This is a genomic window from Actinoplanes sp. NPDC049668 (assembly GCF_044465445.1).
Lineage (GTDB): Bacteria > Actinomycetota > Actinomycetes > Mycobacteriales > Micromonosporaceae > Actinoplanes.
Map to the genome: position 1 here is coordinate 631,439 of NZ_JBITLR010000005.1, position 15,259 is coordinate 646,697.

General features: G+C 70.7%; 18 protein-coding genes. 8 read left to right on the forward strand and 10 right to left on the reverse strand.

What is annotated here, in order from left to right; translation table 11 throughout:
* Positions 1-4: 4 nt before the first annotated feature.
* On the reverse strand, positions 5-1,033 hold the full coding sequence (locus ACIBSW_RS24070) for an L-erythro-3,5-diaminohexanoate dehydrogenase (protein ID WP_354722497.1): 1,029 nt from the start codon (positions 1,031-1,033) through the stop codon (positions 5-7).
* 132 nt (positions 1,034-1,165) lie between these two features.
* On the opposite strand from ACIBSW_RS24070, the gene ACIBSW_RS24075 reads away from it, so the two are divergent.
* A complete protein-coding gene (locus tag ACIBSW_RS24075; RefSeq protein WP_354722496.1) occupies positions 1,166-2,542 on the forward strand; it encodes a lysine 2,3-aminomutase in 1,377 nt (458 codons plus the stop codon).
* Positions 2,543-2,608: 66 nt separating this feature from the next.
* Here the strand turns inward: ACIBSW_RS24075 and ACIBSW_RS24080 are convergent, their stop codons facing one another.
* The gene (locus ACIBSW_RS24080) at positions 2,609-2,800 is read right to left on the reverse strand and encodes a CsbD family protein (protein WP_354722495.1); all 192 of its coding nucleotides are present in this window, start codon (positions 2,798-2,800) and stop codon (positions 2,609-2,611) included.
* 262 nt (positions 2,801-3,062) lie between these two features.
* Between ACIBSW_RS24080 and ACIBSW_RS24085 the strand changes: the two genes are divergently transcribed.
* The 4 genes from ACIBSW_RS24085 (at position 3,063) to ACIBSW_RS24100 (ending at position 6,918) form a co-directional block, all read left to right on the forward strand.
* Positions 3,063-3,617: a hypothetical protein gene (locus ACIBSW_RS24085; RefSeq protein ID WP_354722494.1), complete on the forward strand. Its 555-nt coding sequence runs from the start codon at positions 3,063-3,065 to the stop codon at positions 3,615-3,617.
* 30 nt (positions 3,618-3,647) lie between these two features.
* Positions 3,648-4,238, forward strand: coding sequence for a hypothetical protein (locus ACIBSW_RS24090; protein ID WP_354722493.1), 591 nt, complete (start codon positions 3,648-3,650; stop codon positions 4,236-4,238).
* 1,160 nt (positions 4,239-5,398) lie between these two features.
* The gene (locus tag ACIBSW_RS24095; RefSeq protein ID WP_354722492.1) at positions 5,399-6,415 is read left to right on the forward strand and encodes a hypothetical protein; all 1,017 of its coding nucleotides are present in this window, start codon (positions 5,399-5,401) and stop codon (positions 6,413-6,415) included.
* Between the two features lie 2 nt (positions 6,416-6,417).
* Entirely contained in the window at positions 6,418-6,918 is a 501-nt protein-coding gene (locus tag ACIBSW_RS24100) for a hypothetical protein (RefSeq protein WP_354722491.1), read from the forward strand.
* A gap of 240 nt (positions 6,919-7,158) precedes the next feature.
* Here the strand turns inward: ACIBSW_RS24100 and ACIBSW_RS24105 are convergent, their stop codons facing one another.
* Genes ACIBSW_RS24105 through ACIBSW_RS24120 form a run of 4 tightly spaced genes read right to left on the reverse strand, consistent with a single transcriptional unit; the run spans position 7,159 to position 9,916 of the window.
* The gene (locus ACIBSW_RS24105; protein WP_354722490.1) at positions 7,159-8,214 is read right to left on the reverse strand and encodes a hypothetical protein; all 1,056 of its coding nucleotides are present in this window, start codon (positions 8,212-8,214) and stop codon (positions 7,159-7,161) included.
* Complete coding sequence (locus ACIBSW_RS24110; protein WP_354722516.1) at positions 8,211-8,564, reverse strand: PadR family transcriptional regulator; 354 nt, start codon at positions 8,562-8,564, stop codon at positions 8,211-8,213. Before ACIBSW_RS24110 ends, ACIBSW_RS24105 begins: the two co-directional genes overlap by 4 nt.
* Before the next feature lie 44 nt (positions 8,565-8,608).
* Positions 8,609-9,484 carry a class III extradiol ring-cleavage dioxygenase gene (locus tag ACIBSW_RS24115; RefSeq protein ID WP_354722489.1) on the reverse strand — a complete coding sequence of 292 codons (876 nt, stop codon included), beginning with the start codon at positions 9,482-9,484 and terminating at the stop codon, positions 8,609-8,611.
* A 57-nt stretch (positions 9,485-9,541) separates the two neighbouring features.
* Entirely contained in the window at positions 9,542-9,916 is a 375-nt protein-coding gene (locus tag ACIBSW_RS24120) for a DoxX family protein (RefSeq protein ID WP_354722488.1), read from the reverse strand.
* A gap of 117 nt (positions 9,917-10,033) precedes the next feature.
* Here ACIBSW_RS24120 and ACIBSW_RS24125 point away from each other — a divergent pair, with 117 nt between their 5' ends.
* Entirely contained in the window at positions 10,034-10,528 is a 495-nt protein-coding gene (locus tag ACIBSW_RS24125; RefSeq protein WP_354722487.1) for a MarR family winged helix-turn-helix transcriptional regulator, read from the forward strand.
* A gap of 22 nt (positions 10,529-10,550) precedes the next feature.
* Here ACIBSW_RS24125 and ACIBSW_RS24130 read toward each other — a convergent pair whose 3' ends face one another.
* Positions 10,551-10,718 (reverse strand): hypothetical protein, encoded by a 168-nt coding sequence (locus tag ACIBSW_RS24130; RefSeq protein WP_354722486.1) that lies wholly within the window; start codon positions 10,716-10,718, stop codon positions 10,551-10,553.
* 171 nt (positions 10,719-10,889) lie between these two features.
* Between ACIBSW_RS24130 and ACIBSW_RS24135 the strand changes: the two genes are divergently transcribed.
* On the forward strand, positions 10,890-11,834 hold the full coding sequence (locus ACIBSW_RS24135) for a proline dehydrogenase family protein (RefSeq protein WP_354722485.1): 945 nt from the start codon (positions 10,890-10,892) through the stop codon (positions 11,832-11,834).
* Here ACIBSW_RS24135 and ACIBSW_RS24140 read toward each other — a convergent pair.
* Genes ACIBSW_RS24140 through ACIBSW_RS24150 form a run of 3 tightly spaced genes read right to left on the reverse strand, consistent with a single transcriptional unit; the run spans position 11,831 to position 14,297 of the window.
* Positions 11,831-12,280, reverse strand: coding sequence for an Lrp/AsnC family transcriptional regulator (locus ACIBSW_RS24140; RefSeq protein WP_354722484.1), 450 nt, complete (start codon positions 12,278-12,280; stop codon positions 11,831-11,833). The two genes, ACIBSW_RS24135 and ACIBSW_RS24140, sit on opposite strands and share 4 nt — an antisense overlap.
* Before the next feature lie 43 nt (positions 12,281-12,323).
* A complete protein-coding gene (locus ACIBSW_RS24145) occupies positions 12,324-13,466 on the reverse strand; it encodes an acyl-CoA dehydrogenase family protein (RefSeq protein ID WP_354722483.1) in 1,143 nt (380 codons plus the stop codon).
* 9 nt (positions 13,467-13,475) lie between these two features.
* The gene (locus ACIBSW_RS24150; protein WP_354722482.1) at positions 13,476-14,297 is read right to left on the reverse strand and encodes a ChbG/HpnK family deacetylase; all 822 of its coding nucleotides are present in this window, start codon (positions 14,295-14,297) and stop codon (positions 13,476-13,478) included.
* Between the two features lie 48 nt (positions 14,298-14,345).
* Between ACIBSW_RS24150 and ACIBSW_RS24155 the strand changes: the two genes are divergently transcribed.
* Positions 14,346-15,257, forward strand: a complete 912-nt coding sequence (locus tag ACIBSW_RS24155; protein ID WP_354722481.1) for a 5'-3' exonuclease — start codon at positions 14,346-14,348, stop codon at positions 15,255-15,257.
* Positions 15,258-15,259 lie beyond the last annotated feature (2 nt).

Here is a 15,259-nt window from a genome sequence, read left to right on the forward strand (position 1 = left end):
AACGTCAGTGTGCCGCGATCCGCGACTCGAACAGAGCACGCACCGCGGGAGTGCGCCGCACCACATCCAGCGCGAACTCCGCATGGCCCGGCACGTACCCGTTGCCGACCAGCATCGTCACGTCCGCGGCCAGGCCCTCCGCGCCCAGCGCCGCCGCCGGGAAGCTCGTCGCCATCGAGAAGAAGATCACCGTGCCGCCGGACGCCGTCGCCAGGATCGCGCCGTGCTCACACCCCGGCACGTCCACGCACACCACGGTCACCGTCGCCGGCGCGCCCAGCGCCGCCACCACCGCCGACGACACCGCCACCGGATCCCGCGCGTCGGCGACCGCGACGTGATCGGCCAGCCCGGCCGACCGCAGCGTCTCGCGCTCGGCGTCGGACACCACCACGCCGACCGTACGGGCACCCGCGAGCCGCGCCGCCGTCAGCGCGAGCGACCCGCTCTTGCCCGCACCGCCGAGCACGGCCACCGTCGCACCCTCGTACCCCCTGACGATCCGATCCGTCAGCGCCGGCGCGCCGCACACGTCGAACACCGCAAGGGCCAGCTCCGGCGCCAGGTCGTCGGGGAGCACCGCCACCACCGAACGGCCGAACAGGATCGCGTGACCCGCCGCCGGCACCTGCTCGCCCATGCCGTCCCAGCCGGCGAGCCCGTCCGAGATCGCCAGGGGCGTCAGCGTCAGCGACACCAGCGTGGCGACCCGGTCGCCGGCCTTGACCGGCAGCGGCGACTCCGGCCCCACCTCGTCCACGACGCCGATCAGCATCCCGCCCGAACCGGTCACCGGGTTGTGCATCTTCCCCCGCGTACCGATGATCTCCAGCACCTCGGCCCGCACGGCCGCGCCGTCACCGCCGTGCTTGGTCGCCAGCTGCCGGAAGCTCGCCGCGTCCAGGTTCAGCCGCTCGACCCGGATCCGCACCTCGTCCGCGCCGATCTCCGCTCGCGCGTCCAGGCGCCACGCCGCCTGCGGGAGCACACCCGCCGGCTCGATCACCCGGTTCAGCCCCACCGGAAACGTCATGCCCACCATCCTCACGAGAAACAGACTGCTAGCCGCCCGACGTACCGTAAATCCTCCGGGCCGACGGTTACTAGACCGCAGATTCTCCAGTATCGTCGGCAGTGATCGCTCCCCCACCCCCAGGAGGCCCCGTTGACACAGCTCCAGAACGACGCCGCCACCGAGGCAGGGCAGCCATACGACTACCGGCGGCGCACCCTGGTCGAGCCCGACTGGACCCGATTCCCCGGCTGGCGTGACATCACCGCCGCCCAGTGGGAATCCGCCCAGTGGCAGCGCGTCAACTGCGTCAAGAACATCAAGCAGCTCCGCGCCGTCATGGGCGACCTCCTGGACGAGCGCTTCTACGCCGACCTGGAGACCGACCAGCAGCGCCTGGCCACCATGTCGATGCTGGTCCCGCCCCAGATGCTCAACACCATGGTGCCCGACAAAACGCCCGACACGGAGTCTTTCTACGCAGACCCCATCCGGCGCTACATGATCCCCGTCGCCACCGACCGCCACCTCGACTGGCCGTCACACCCGCACTCCGCCCGCGACTCCCTGCACGAGCACGACATGTGGGTCGCCGAAGGCCTCACCCACCGCTACCCCACCAAGGTCCTCGCCGAGCTGCTCAGCACCTGCCCCCAGTACTGCGGCCACTGCACCCGCATGGACCTGGTCGGCAACAGCACACCCACCGTCGACAAGCTCAAGCTCACCCTCAAGCCTGTCGACCGCTACGACGCACACCTGGCCTACCTCAAGGCGCACCCCGGCGTACGCGACGTGGTGGTCTCCGGCGGCGACGTCGCCAACGTGCCGTGGAAGCAGCTCGAGACGTACCTGATGGGCCTGCTCTCGGTCCCGACCGTCCGCGACATCCGCCTCGCCACCAAGGCCCTCGCCGGCCTGCCCCAGCACTGGCTCCAGGACGACGTCGTCGAGGGCCTCAACCGGGTCGCCATCACCGCCGAACGCCGCGGCGTCAACCTCGCCGTGCACACCCACGTCAACCACGTGAACTCGCTGACCCCGCTGGTCGCCAAGGCCACCCGCACCCTGCTCGAGGTCGGCGTCCGCGACGTGCGCAACCAGGGCGTGCTCATGCGCGGCGTCAACGCCACCACGGCCGACCTGCTCGACCTCTGCTTCGGCCTGCAGGGCGAGGCCGGCATCCTGCCGTACTACTTCTACATGTGCGACATGATCCCCAACGCCGAGCACTGGCGCGTCCCGGTCTGGTACGCACAGCAGCTCCAGCACGACATGATGGGCTACCTGCCCGGCTACGCCACCCCGCGCATCGTCTGCGACGTGCCGTTCGTCGGCAAGCGCTGGGTACACATGCTGGCCGAGTACGACCGCGAGCACGGCATCTCGTACTGGACGAAGAACTACCGCACCTCCATCGAGACGACCGACGCCGAGGCGCTCAGCAAGCTCTACGCGTACTACGACCCGATCGACACGCTGCCGCAGTCCGGCCAGGACTGGTGGCGCAAGCAGCAGGTCGCCGAGTAACTCCGGCACACCGAACGGCCCCCGGGGAATCCCCGGGGGCCGTTCGCGGTCTATGCGGTTCTGCGCTCAGCTGAGCGCGTCGCGTGCATCCTTGCCGGCGTCCTTCACGTGCTCGCCGGCCTGCTTGGCCTTGGCGGACATCTCCTGTGCGACGCCCTCCCCGACGAGCCGCTCGTTGTCGGTGGCGTCGCCGATGCTCTGCTTGGCCTTGCCGGTCAGCTCCTCCGCCTTGTTCTTGACCTTGTCAGTGAAGCTCATCGTGAACCCTCTCATCGAGTCAAAACCAAGTTGTTCTTGCCGGTGAAGGGGTGCCCGAAGGGCTCCTCTTTAAAACACCACCCAGCCCAGACCACTCGCGAGGTGAGCGGACGCACTCCCTGTAAGGCATCCTAGGATCCTTGGATAGAGGCTTGCCGCGGCCTGGGTCGGCCGTGTCTTTGGGCGGATTCGATCAGTCGTCGCCGGTGTGGTCGCGTCGTCAGGCGACGGGCCGGCGGCAGAATCGTGAGGGGACACGATCATGATCAAGAAGTCGATCCGAGCCGCGGTGGTACTGAGCGCGGTACTCGCCGCAACGGTGGTAGGCGCCACGCCCGCGACGGCGGCGGTCTCGTACCAGGACGCCGTTCCCGGGCTGGCGCCCGCGGAGGCGACGGATGCGGTGTATCTGGATCTTCAGGGGAACCGCATCGACGAGCCAGGCTCGGCGGCGTCGGAGCAGGCGGCCCTGGGCTGCACTCCGGAGAGCGGCCGGGACAACCCGCACTACTCCTCCGGCGACGTGTCGGGCCACGGCTGGTGGAAGAAGGGCACCTGCACCGCCGCCACGGCGCACGTCTTCAACTGCCTCTACGAGTGGTACACCGACGGCAGCTGGCGGCAGAAGGCGTGCTCGACGACGAGGCAGCTCCGGCCCTACACCGGCAGCGGTGACCGGGCCGTAGCCCGGGCGACGTGCAACTCGACCGGCCAGACGATCTCCTGGCGTAACCATGTCGACGTCGATGTCGACGGCCAGGTCGACAGTTCCGAGAAACCGTACAATCAGGCCAACGTGAACTGCGTGGTCAACTGAGTTCTGCCGGCATCGACTGGGGTGACGACGATGAGACTCGGCTACTGCCCGGACACGGCCGCCGCTGACTGGCTCGTCCGGTCGGGCACCCCCGCCGAACAGTTGATCACCTTCGGGCCATCGGGGTTCGAGGCGTTCGCACGGCTTCGCTTCATCCCTGATCCCCCCGGCCCCGGCCATGGGGATCAGGGATGCACCGACCTTCCCGATGACCACCCCTCGGACATCGCGCAGACCCGGCGCGCATTGCGCCTGCTCGCCGCGTTCACGTCCACCCCGCAGGAGTGCTACTTCTGCCTCTGGGAGGGATACTCCGACGCCCCGCTGCCGCCAGAGGTGCGGCAAGGCCCGCTGGTCGAGCTGCCCCACCGCCGCTACGCCCTGCTGCGCGGCGCCCTGACCGACATCGACGCCTGGGAAGCCGACGTCGGCCGGGGGCAGACCATCGCGCCGCCGGCGTTCGTCTGGCCGGCCGACCATCGCTGGTGCCTGGCCAGCGACGTCGACCCAGACTGGGCCGGCATCGGCGCCGAACACGCCGCCATCGAAGCGCTTCTGGCCGACCCGCAGCTCGACGTGGTCCCGGCGCACCCGACCGGGACACACGGCGCCGACCTATGACCTCGCCAAGAATCGGTTCGCTACAGATAAGACCAGGTGTCTGAAGCACACTCCCGGCACGCCTTCGGACAACGCGCGCCAGCATGGTCCGCAGGTCCCCGGAACCACCGCCAACCACGTTGGACCGGGACTGCCGGTATCTCAGCAACAGGACCGCCGGTGCGAAAGCTGGGCGGCCGAGGTCGGCAAACGCCCGCGCCCGACAATCCCTCACCCTGCGCGCCGAGCGGGGCCGCACCGCCCTGGCCGTCGTCGGCGCCGATCCCTGCGACTGGACACCATGGCCGGCTCCGGCACGATGTCCCCCCGGCTCACCAAGCTTCCACCAGCCCGACCAGGCCGCCTCGCGCACCCGGTCCCGGCCGTCAACGCGCTCGCCGCCGGCGAACAAGACGGGTGGGCCGGGTATGGCATGACCTGCTTGTTCGCCCAGCGGCTGCGGCGGAGCTGGCCGAGATCGAGGCGGCTACTTCGACAGTGCTCACTGCGCCGCGCAAGCCGCCCGGGAGCGAAAACAGGCCAAGCCTGACCGGCCAGCACATCATCGATGATCGTGGGCGCGGACGAGAACGTTCCCACCTCCCCCGGCCCCGACGAGGCCATACGCTCCGGCCGAAGCTAAACGACGGCGCCGCCCCGTCAAACCGCCGTGCGCCAGGCGTCCCGCTCCCGCGGATCATGCGGGGCGTGCATCACCGGCTGGAGCGGGGCCATCTGCTCCGGGGTGATCCGCGGCGACAGCCGGCGGTAGTCCTCGCCGGGTCGCTCGGCTCACGCGGTCTTCTCCATGCATCGACGGCAAGCCGAGGCCGCGATCCGTATCCGCGAACCGAATCCCGTCGCGGGCGCCCGGACACCGCCCGGGCGAAGGCCGGCCCGACGACCTCGCGGCGCCGCCCCGCACCCGTCTCCGGCGAACCGATCCCCCACTCCCCTCCGGTGACCGGCTTGGTTCGGCCGTGATACCACGCACGTCGCGTAAGGCATCCTAGGATGAACGGTTGCGTCAGACTTGAAAATGATCAAACGGCAAAGGCCGGCCCCGCCGCTTCGACCTGCTCCGCAAACGCGTGCCACTCGCCGCCTGACGGCCGAAATATGGACCTCCGCGTTGGCAGTACTCATGATCGGGTCCGGGGACCCAGCCCACAATGACTCCTGTGACCACCGTGGCCGGATGGATCTTCGACGAGAACGTCGTCCGCGTCCTTGAGCACCTGAGCCGGTACGTGGGCTACCAGTACGACGCGGCTGACGAAGATGCTTTGATAGGGGCGCTCGACGGAACGGACGACGAGTCCGAAACCGCGTGGTTCAGGTACCCCTTGCAAGGAACGCCACCAGTCGTGGTTTCCCTCGCCCAGGCTGTGGGCGGCAGCGTCCGGGTCGACGGCTGCCTCGTCCGCACGCGGGCCAGACTCCAGCCAGGAAGCGCCCGCGGAGCGCGGGAAGATCATCTACCCGGATGCCCGATGGGTGGCCCGCCGCCGGGGGCGGTACCGTGCCGCCTCGTGAACGCCTTGTTACGACGGTTCGTCGGGCTCCTCGAAGCCGACCTGGCAGCCGCCGGCTTTGTCCGCCGCGGGCCGGTCTTCCGGTATTTCGACCCCGAGGGCAACGGCATCGCACTCGACATCCAGCGCACCGCCGCGATGATGGGAGAGGTCGAGTTCTTCATCAACGTCGGGTTACTTCTCGCCCCGCACGCGCGGTACTACTGCGGAGAAGGCGACTTGCGCCGTGACGCCATGCCACACCACAGCGTCTGGAGCCATCGCCTGGTGGCGACCGGCGAAACCGCGGAGCTGCCTGACCACACGTTCTCGCTGTCCACGGAAGCCGACGCGGAACACGCCGCCACCGTCGTGCGGACCTGGCTGGCGGAGAACCTGCCCCGCATGAAGACCTGCCTGGGCGACACCGACGCGATGCTCGCCGCCGCCGAAGCTGACCGCGAACGCGCCGCCCGGGCCCGCACCGAGCAACTCGCCTCCGGGCGGTGGCAGTCCGATGCCTGGCCGGACGGGCATTGGAGCACACACCTCATCGCCGCTTACGGGCACGCCGAACGTGGCGACGTGGACGCGGTCATGGACTTTCCGCACTCGGATCCCGACAGTGTGGGCGCCGACATCGTGGCACTCGCCAGACGGCGTGCCGCCGAACGGAAGGGGTGACCGTGGGCTACTCCGGTCTTGTCATCATCGCGCGCAGCGTCGACACACAGCTCGACGAGTTGGCGTGTGTCGACGACCTGTTCGTTGCCGTGACCGACCACGTGCGGGCAGGTGGTTGGCGGATCGGGTTCCTCGGCGAGGTCGACGACACCTCGGAAGACGACCTGGCGGCCGACCTCGCGCTGGAGACGGCGGCACCGGCCATCGCGCTGTCGGTCTTCGACAGCGACTGTGCCTGGGCCACGGCGGCCGACCCCTCCGGCAATACCGTCGAATTCCACCTCAACGAGGAGATTGTTAGGATCCTCGCCGCCGAGGACGGCGACGACTTCGAGCCGCGCAACAGCCAGGCCCTCGCCGGGCTGCTGGTGTGGGTCGAGAGGGCCGGCCTCGTCACCAGCCCCGATCGGCTCGCGGCCGCACTCGAGGAGAGCCCCGGTCCGTTCGGCGAAGGAATCTTCGCATTCGCCGCGGCCCTCGGCATCGCGGAACTCCCGGAATAGCCGCAAGGCACCTCGCGCCCCCTGGGCCATCGAACATGTCGATCCAAACATGCGCGGCTGCCGCTCGCCGGCATGACGCGTCAGCCGTCGACCGCGCCGGCCCGAATCGGGTAGCGGCGCAATCCGATCGGAAGAAGTATGCGTAGACCGTCGTCCGGCATCCAAGGAATGTCGGCAGAGAGCTAGCGGGCAACTTTGTGCTGACCCGGTCATCACCTCCGGTGAAATCGACAAGCAGCATCAGGCCACTGCTGTGGTGGGCCGGGCGGGCCGGCGGGCGCCCGTGGCGGCTACCGCGAGGATGGTGACCGCAAGGGCCAGCGTCAGGCCGACCTGTCGGGGGTGGTTCATCACGGATCCGTAGGACGGATAGGTCGGCACGACGCCAGGGTCGGCGAAGGCGAGATTGCCCAGGGCCAGGTACAGGTCGGTGGTGGGGTCGTAGGCGGACCAGAGCGCGGCGAGACCGAGCACCACCGCAGCCGCCCGCAGCAGCAACGTCCGGTGCCGGAGGCGGTAGCTCGCCCAGCCGGTGAGGAGCCAGCCGGTGACCGCGCCGAGGAGCCATCCCAGCAGGATCGCTCCGGGCTCCCAGTTAGGCGGAGCCTGGGTGATGTATGTCGCGATCGTCGTCCCGGTGCCGTCCGGAACGACTGGGGTGTAGGCGCTCACGGTAAGGATGTGGCCGTCTCGGGTCGCCACGAACACCTGGATCGCGTGGGTGCTGCCCGCGTCGCCGATGCGGGTGCCGGCGAACTCTTCGCCGCCGCCGATCGACCAGCCCTCGGCCTGCAGGCGTGCCTGCGCCGATTCCAGGGTCCAGTTCGGGAACCCCCGCAGGTCGTTGTTGGTCACCTGGACCGTGCGCCCGTCGACCCACCAACCGTCGCGCCGATCGACATGCGGTGCGGTCAATGGGGAGCCCGCCGAGGTTCCGGTGGTCTGCAGGGCCACACTGTCCGATGGCAGTTCGGCAGTCGTCTGCCACGCCAGCCAGGAACCGGCGGCAGCGCCCATGGCCGCGAGGACCAACGCCGACAGTACGGCCGCCGCCAGCGCGGACAGGCCGACCGGTAGCCGGAACCACTGGCGCACCGCCCCGCGGGCCACATCCACCACGTCGGCCGGAGCGGGCCTGCGGCGCCCCGGCTCGGCGCAGTCCATCAGCGTTGCGAGGATCTCGTCGCCGTGGGCGCGTCGGTATCCGACGGGATATGCCCGCAGGAGCCGCCGATACCAACGTTCGAGTTCGGCGTGCGCCGGCAGGGTCCGCTTGGGATCTCCCGTGGCGGTCATGCGGACGCCCCGAGCGTGGTGGCGGTGAATCCGAAGGCGACGTTCGTTCGGGTCCGCAGGCGGCTCTCCGCCGCCGTCGCCTGCTTGTGTAGTCGGCGCGCCTGCTCGGCGAGCCGGCCGGCGCCAAGGTCGGTCAGCTGGTAGTACCGGCGGAGCCGGCCGTCGACCACCTCCTGCCGGTCCACCGTGATGAGCCCCTGTTCCTGCAGGCGGTCGAGGGCGCCATAGAGGGTGCCGGCGCGCAGTGTCACCGCACCTTCGGAGAGCTCGGCGACCTCCTGCGTAATCCCGTAGCCGTGTCTGGGGCCGGTAGCCAGGGCGGTGAGAATCAGGAATGTCGGCTCCTGCATTGCTGCCATCCAGGCAGATTACGTTCGCCGATATATACCGTCAACTATCCGATCTGGAGGGAACGGATGGAGTTGCCGTACCAGATGCGGTCGATGGCGGTGGTGACGGTGCTGGGGTCGGTCGCGGCGCCGGCGGTCAGCAGCAGCGGGACGAAGTGGTCGGCGGTGGGGTGGGCGATCTCGGCGCCGGGTGCCTTGGTGCGGTAGTCGGACAGGGCGTCGACGTCGCCGCGGGCGAGCGCGTCGGCGGCCCAGGCGTCGAAGGCTTCGATGTGTCCGGTGAGGCCGGGGTTGCGCATGGTGGCGAAGCTGTGGGTCATGAAACCGGAGCCGATGACGAGGATGCCCTCTTCGCGCAGGGAGCGCAGGCGCCGGCCGAGGGCGAGCAGAGCCTGGGGGTCGAGGCTGGGCATGGACAGTTGCACGACCGGCACGTCCGCGGCGGGGTACATCGCCATCAGGGGGATGAAGGCGCCGTGGTCGAGGCCCCGGTTGGTGAACTGGTGCACGGGGGTGCCGCGGCCGAGGGCGCCGGTGATGCGGCGGGTCAGGTCGGTGGCGTCCGGGGTGGCGTACCGCAGGGTGTAGTAGCGGGGGTGGAAGCCGCCGTAGTCGTAGTACAGCGGGGTGCCGGCCGCGGATCCGGAGACCGCGACCGGGGCGTTCTCCCAATGCGCGGAGACCACGACGATCGCGCGGGGTTTGGGCATCGACTGGCCCCAGGTGAACAGGTCGGCGAGCCATTGCGGGTCGTCGAGGGTGGGTGGCGCGCCGTGGCTGACGAACAGGGCGGGTAGCGGCCCGTCGGCCGGTTCCCAGGTGCGCTGGCTGCGTGCGTCAGGGAGGGCCCGGGTGAGCAGGTCGTCGTAGGCGCCGGCGGGGATGGCCGGGTGGAACGGGTCGTCGATATGGCTGGTCATGACTGCACCTGCTGTCGTCACGAGGAGTGGGGAGACGGGAGCGCGGGCAAGCGGCGGTCAGAAGGCGTAGGGGCCGAACCGTCCCCAGGCGACGACGGCGGCGAGCAGCAGCAGGATCACGTTGACGGCGATGCCGGAGTACTCCTTGCGGCGGGCGTGCACCACGATCGCGCCGATCATGATCAGGACCAGGCCGGTCGCGGCGAGCGGGACGAGGACCGGTGCGATGTCCAGCAGCGCGGGCAGGATCAGGCCGATGCCGGCGAGCAGTTCCAGGGCGCCGATCAGCTTGATCGTGCCGGCGCTGAAGTCCTCGGTCCAGGCCAGGCCGGACGCGGCGAGTTTCTCCTTCGGCTGGGACAGCTTCAGCACGCCGGCGGCGGCGAAGGCGGCGGCCAGCAGGCCCGCGATGATCCACAAGACGATGTTCACTATGTTCTCCAGGCCTTCGATGACTTCAAGCGTTGAGCGAACCGTAACGCCGGATGACTTCAATGTGCAAGTCAAACCGGGGTTGGATCACTTCAGGTGTGAAGTTATGCTCGATGCATGGAAGCTGCTCAGGAGCCACGCTGGCTGGACGAGGACCAAAACCAGACCTGGATGGCGCTGGCCGCGATGATGACGCGCCTACCGGCCGCGCTGGACGCCCAGCTGCAGCACGACGCGGGGATCAGCCACTTCGAGTACCAGGTGCTGGCCGGGCTGTCGATGGCGCCGCAGCGCACCCTGCGGATGAGCGTGCTGGCCGGCTTCGCCGAGGGCTCGCTGTCGCGGCTCTCCCAGGTCGTGGCCCGGCTGGAGAAGCGCGACTGGGTCCGGCGCACCCCCGACCCGGCCGACGGCCGCTACACCCTGGCCATCCTCACCGACACCGGCTGGGACAAGATCGTCGACACCGCGCCCGGACACGTCGCCGAAGTGCAACGGCTGATCTTCGACGCCCTCACCAAGGCACAGCAGCGGCAGCTACGCGAGATCAGCCGCCGGGTCGTCCACGCCATCGACCCGGACGACACCTGCATCGCCGGCCGCCTACCCTGACCGGCGCCGGCGCTCCCCCGCGTCAGGCCGTCGTGCCGCCGCGGATGCGCCAGGCGTCGTCGTCGCCCTCCCGCGGGTCGTGCGGGACGTGCACCACCGGCTGGAGCGGAATCATCTCCTCCGGAGTGATCCGCGGCGGCAGCCGGCGGTAATCCTCGCTGGGTCGCTCGGCTCGCGCGGTCTTCTCCATGCATCGACGGTAAGCCGACACGACAACCCGCACAATCCACATCCGCCGACCAGATCCCATCCCGGACGCCCGGCGTCGACGCCGGCGAAGACCCTCCCCGTGGGATGACCGGTGACAGGGCGCACGTCGCGTAGGGCATCCTAGGATGAATGGTTGCGGCAGACTTGGGTGGTGATCAATGACCCCCGGCAGGCCGCGCAGGTGTTACGGACGATCGCGCTCGACGAGGAGCTGAAGGCCCGGATACCCGCCGACCCGGTGCTCGGTCCCCTGGCCCGCAAGGTGGCCCGTCGCTACGTCGCCGGCGAATCGCTCGCGGAGGCCCTCCCCCGGGTCGCCGACGTCCTCGGCCAAGGACACCGGGCCAACGCCGAGTACATGGGTGAGAGCTGCCGCGACCCGGAGCTGGCCGGCCGCGAGACCGACGTCTTCGTCGACCTCGCCCGGCGGTTGCCGCCCGGCTGCTCGGTCTCCCTCGACCTGTCGCACATCGGCCTGGCGATCTCCGCCGACCTTGCCCTGGAGAACGGCACGCGCATCGCCGAGGCCACCGCCGCCACCGGCCGCGAGATGATCATCTCGGCGGAGGGCTCCGACCGGACCGACGCGGTCCTGGCCGTGCACCGCCGGCTCTGCGAGCGGTTCGGCCACGTCGGCGTCACGGTGCAGGCTCGCCTGCACCGCACCCAGGAGGACCTGGCCGGCCTGCTCACCCTCCCCGGCCGGATCCGCCTGGTCAAGGGCGCGTTCCTGGAGCCCGAGACCATCGCGTACGCCCGTGAGGACGAGGGCCTGGCGGACGCCTACCTGCGCTACGCGCAACAGCTGGCGGACTCCGCGCACCTGTGCTCGTTCGCGACGCACGACTGGGATCTGGTCCACGCGCTGGACGCCCTGCTCGGCGCCCCGTCCGCCGCCGCGCCGTGGGAGTTCGAGACCCTGTTCGGGCTCGGCCCCGACCGGCTCGCGGCGATGGCCGAGCGGGGACACCCCACCCGCGAGTACGTCGTCTTCGGCACCGAGTGGTGGCTGTACGTCTGCAACCGGCTCGCGGAGGACCCGAACCGGCTCTTCCAGGCCCTCGTGGACGCCGCCACTACCCCTACGGCGTCCTAGGACATTTCGATCCGGGGCGGCCGGTTCTCGTACGGGGTGCTCAGCACGACCGTGGTGCGGGTGGTGACGTTCGCCGCCGTACGGATCTCCTGAAGCAGCCGCTCGAGGTCCGCCGGGCTGGCCACCCGGACCATGAGCAGGTAGAAGTCCTCCCCCGCGACCGAGTAGCAGGAGTCGATCTCGGCCAGGTGCGCCAGCCGCTCGGGCGCGTCGTCGGGCTGCGACGGGTCGAACGGGCGGATCGCCACGAACGCCGTCAGCGGCAGCTCGAGCGCCTCGTAGGACACCTTGGCCGTGTAGCCGCTGATCACGCCGCGCTGCTCGAGCCGGCGTACCCGCTGGTGAACCGCGGAGACGCTCAGGCCGACCCGCTCGGCGAGATCGGTGTAGGACAGCCGGCCGTCCACGGTGAGGGCGCCAACGATCGCCCGGTCGATCTCTTCCACGCCGTCAACCTACCGGGCGCGTCGGCGGGGTAACGACCCGGTTTCAGCCCCGGATCAGCGAGCGGCTGATGACCAGGCGCTGGATCTGGTTGGTGCCCTCGACGATCTGCAGCACCTTGGCCTCGCGGAACCAGCGCTCGACCGGGTGGTCGCTGACGTACCCGGCGCCGCCGAGCACCTGGATGGCGTCGGTGGTCACCCGCATGGCGACGTCGGTGGCGAAGAGCTTGGCCTTGGCGGCCTCGATGGAGAACGGGCGCCCGGCGTCCTTGAGGCGGGCGGCGGCCAGCATCAGGGCGCGGGCCGCGGAGACCTGGGTGGCCATGTCGGCGAGCATGAAGCCGATGCCCTGGAACTCGCCGATCGCCCGGCCGAACTGCTCGCGCTCCCGGGCGTACCCGGCGGCGTAGTCGACCGCGGCCTGCGCGAGGCCGACCGCGCAGGCGGCGATGCCGAGCCGGCCCGCGTCGAGCGCCTGCATGGCGATCCGGAAGCCGGAGCCCTCCTCGCCGACCAGGCAGTCGGCCGGCACCCGGACGCCGTCGAAGACCATCTGCGCCGGCGCCGAGGAGCGCAGGCCCATCGTGCGCTCCGGGGTCTGCGGCAGGATCCCGGGCGTGGCGGCGTCGGCGACCACGCAGGAGATGCCGGCCGCGCCGGGGCCGCCGGTGCGGCAGAAGATGTTGTAGAAGTCGGCCTGCCCGCCGTGGGTGATCCACGCCTTGGTGCCGGTGACCACCCAGTCCTCGCCGTCGCGCACGGCCCGGGTGGTCAGGGCGGCGGCGTCCGAGCCGCCCTGCGGCTCGGAGAGGCAGTAGGCGCCGAGCAGGTCGCCGCCGAGCATGTCGGGCAGCGACTTGCGCTGCCGCTCGCCGCCGTACGCCGCGGTCGGGAAGCAGGACAGGGTGTGCACGCTGACCGCCTCGGCGATGGCCAGCCACGAGCCCGCGAGGATCTCGAGCACCTGGAGATAGACCTCGTACGGCTGGCCGGCGCCGCCGTCGGCCTCGTCGTAGGGCAGGCCGAGCAGCCCGGCGGCGCCCAGGGTGCGCAGCACCTCGCGGGGGAACTCGCCCCGCTCCTCGAAGCGGGCCACCCGGGGCGCGAGCTCGCCGGCGGCGAGCTCCCGGGTCAGGCCCAGCAACTCGTACGCCTCGTCCGTTGGCAGGATCCGCTCGACCGTCACCCCCTTAGCTTAACGAACGTTAGGACGGGCGTCTCCCCCACCGGCAACTGTCCAGCGATGATCGACAAGGGTGATCCCCTCCGCGGCCAGCAGCTCGGCCGCTTCCGGAGATGTCAGGAAATCATGGTCGGTGGCGCGGACCCGCCAACCCGGGTCGATGCGGCGGGCTTCGTCGTCGGCGAGGCCCGGGTGCACGGCCCATTCGCTGGTGCCCTCGGGCAGGGCGCGCAGCAGTTCGGCGTACCGGCGGAATTTGGTCTCCGGGTCGAGCCGGAAGCTGTCCAGGAAGTCGTGGTCGGTGACCGGGCGGCGCAGGCGCCGCAGGCGGCGCCGGGCCGGGCGCAGCCAGGCGCGGACGCCGAGGCCGTGCTCGTCGGCGAGCGCCAGGGTGAGCTCGAAGAGGTCCTCGCGGCCGCCGTCGGCCAGGCAGTGCCAGTCCAGGTGCGTCGGGCTCAGGCCGGCGTCGAGCACGGCCCGCAGCTGCGCCCGGAACTCGACGGCGACCTCCTCGGCGCGGGCCCGCGCGAGCAGCTCCGGCACCCGGTCCGGCGCGAAGAACTCCCCCGCGTCGTCGAGCAGCGACGGCACCCGGGCCCGCGCGGTCAGCGGGCCCCAGCGGTACGCGGGCGTGTCGCAGAACAGCGTCAGGTGTACGCCGAACGGCAGGTGCGGGCGGTCCCGCAACAGCGCCATCGCCGCGGGCGCGGCCGGGCACGGCGGCATCAGGCTGCACGAGCTCGCGATGCCGTCCTCGAGGGCGCTCAGCACACCCGCGTTGACCGCCGGGTACATGCCGAAGTCGTCGCAGTTGATGATCAGCCGTCGTCGCACCGAGCCAGGCTCCCGCAAACTGTCGGACCGCGCGACTAGGTTTGGTGCGTGACTGAGCGACCCCTTCTGGCCGTCGACGCGCCCAGCCTGTATTTCCGTGCGTTCCACGGGATCCCCGAGTCCGCCGCGCGGACCTCCGCCGGCGAGCCGGTCAACGCGATCCGCGGCTTCCTCGACATGATCGCCCAGCTGGTCCGGACCCGCCGGCCAGACCGGCTGGTCTGCGCCCTCGACGCGGACTGGCGGCCGGCCTGGCGGGTCGCGCTCGTCCCGTCCTACAAGAAGCACCGCGTCGCGCACGGCACCGTCGAGGAGGTGCCCGCGGCCCTGGAGAAACAGGTCCCGGTCCTGCTCGAGGTGCTCAAGGCGGTCGGCATCCCGGCATTCGGCGTGGCCGGCTACGAGGCCGACGACGTGCTGGGCACGCTCGCCGCCACCCAGGCCGCGCCGGTCGAGGTCGTCTCCGGCGACCGCGACCTGTACCAGCTGGTCGACGACGCGCGCGGCACCCGGCTGCTCTACTGCGGGCGCGGGGTGGCCAAGCTCGAGGACAGCGACGACGCGGCGGTCGAGGCGAAGTACGGCGTACCCGCCCGGTGGTACGCGGACTTCGCGGCGATGCGCGGCGACCCGAGCGACGGCCTGCCCGGCGTGCCCGGCGTCGGCGAGAAGACCGCGGCCCGGCTGATCGCGCGCTACGGCGGCGTCGAGGAGATCCTGGCCGCGCTCGACGACAAGGACGCCGGGTTCGCGCCCGGCCTGCGCCTCAAGCTGGACGCGGCCCGCGACTACCTCAAGGTCGCCCTGCCGGTGTGCCGGGTCGCCCTGGACGTGCCGCTGCCGGCCTTCGACGCGACCCTGCCGTCCGCGCCCCGCGACGGCGACGCCCTGCTGGCCCTGGCCGAGCGGTGGAACCTCGCGGGTTCCGCCCGCCGCCTGGTCGACGCCCTGGCCGGCTGATG

What these genes read in the sequence shown, in the direction of transcription:
- ACIBSW_RS24070 (WP_354722497.1), bottom strand. Translation starts at nt 1,033, where the DNA reads ATGACGTTTCCGGTGGGGCTGAACCGGGTGATCGAGCCGGCGGGTGTG.
- ACIBSW_RS24080 (WP_354722495.1), bottom strand. Translation starts at nt 2,800, where the DNA reads ATGAGCTTCACTGACAAGGTCAAGAACAAGGCGGAGGAGCTGACCGGC.
- ACIBSW_RS24085 (WP_354722494.1), top strand. Translation starts at nt 3,063, where the DNA reads ATGATCAAGAAGTCGATCCGAGCCGCGGTGGTACTGAGCGCGGTACTC.
- ACIBSW_RS24090 (WP_354722493.1), top strand. Translation starts at nt 3,648, where the DNA reads ATGAGACTCGGCTACTGCCCGGACACGGCCGCCGCTGACTGGCTCGTC.
- ACIBSW_RS24105 (WP_354722490.1), bottom strand. Translation starts at nt 8,214, where the DNA reads ATGACCGCCACGGGAGATCCCAAGCGGACCCTGCCGGCGCACGCCGAA.
- ACIBSW_RS24110 (WP_354722516.1), bottom strand. Translation starts at nt 8,564, where the DNA reads ATGCAGGAGCCGACATTCCTGATTCTCACCGCCCTGGCTACCGGCCCC.
- ACIBSW_RS24115 (WP_354722489.1), bottom strand. Translation starts at nt 9,484, where the DNA reads ATGACCAGCCATATCGACGACCCGTTCCACCCGGCCATCCCCGCCGGC.
- ACIBSW_RS24125 (WP_354722487.1), top strand. Translation starts at nt 10,034, where the DNA reads ATGGAAGCTGCTCAGGAGCCACGCTGGCTGGACGAGGACCAAAACCAG.
- ACIBSW_RS24130 (WP_354722486.1), bottom strand. Translation starts at nt 10,718, where the DNA reads ATGGAGAAGACCGCGCGAGCCGAGCGACCCAGCGAGGATTACCGCCGG.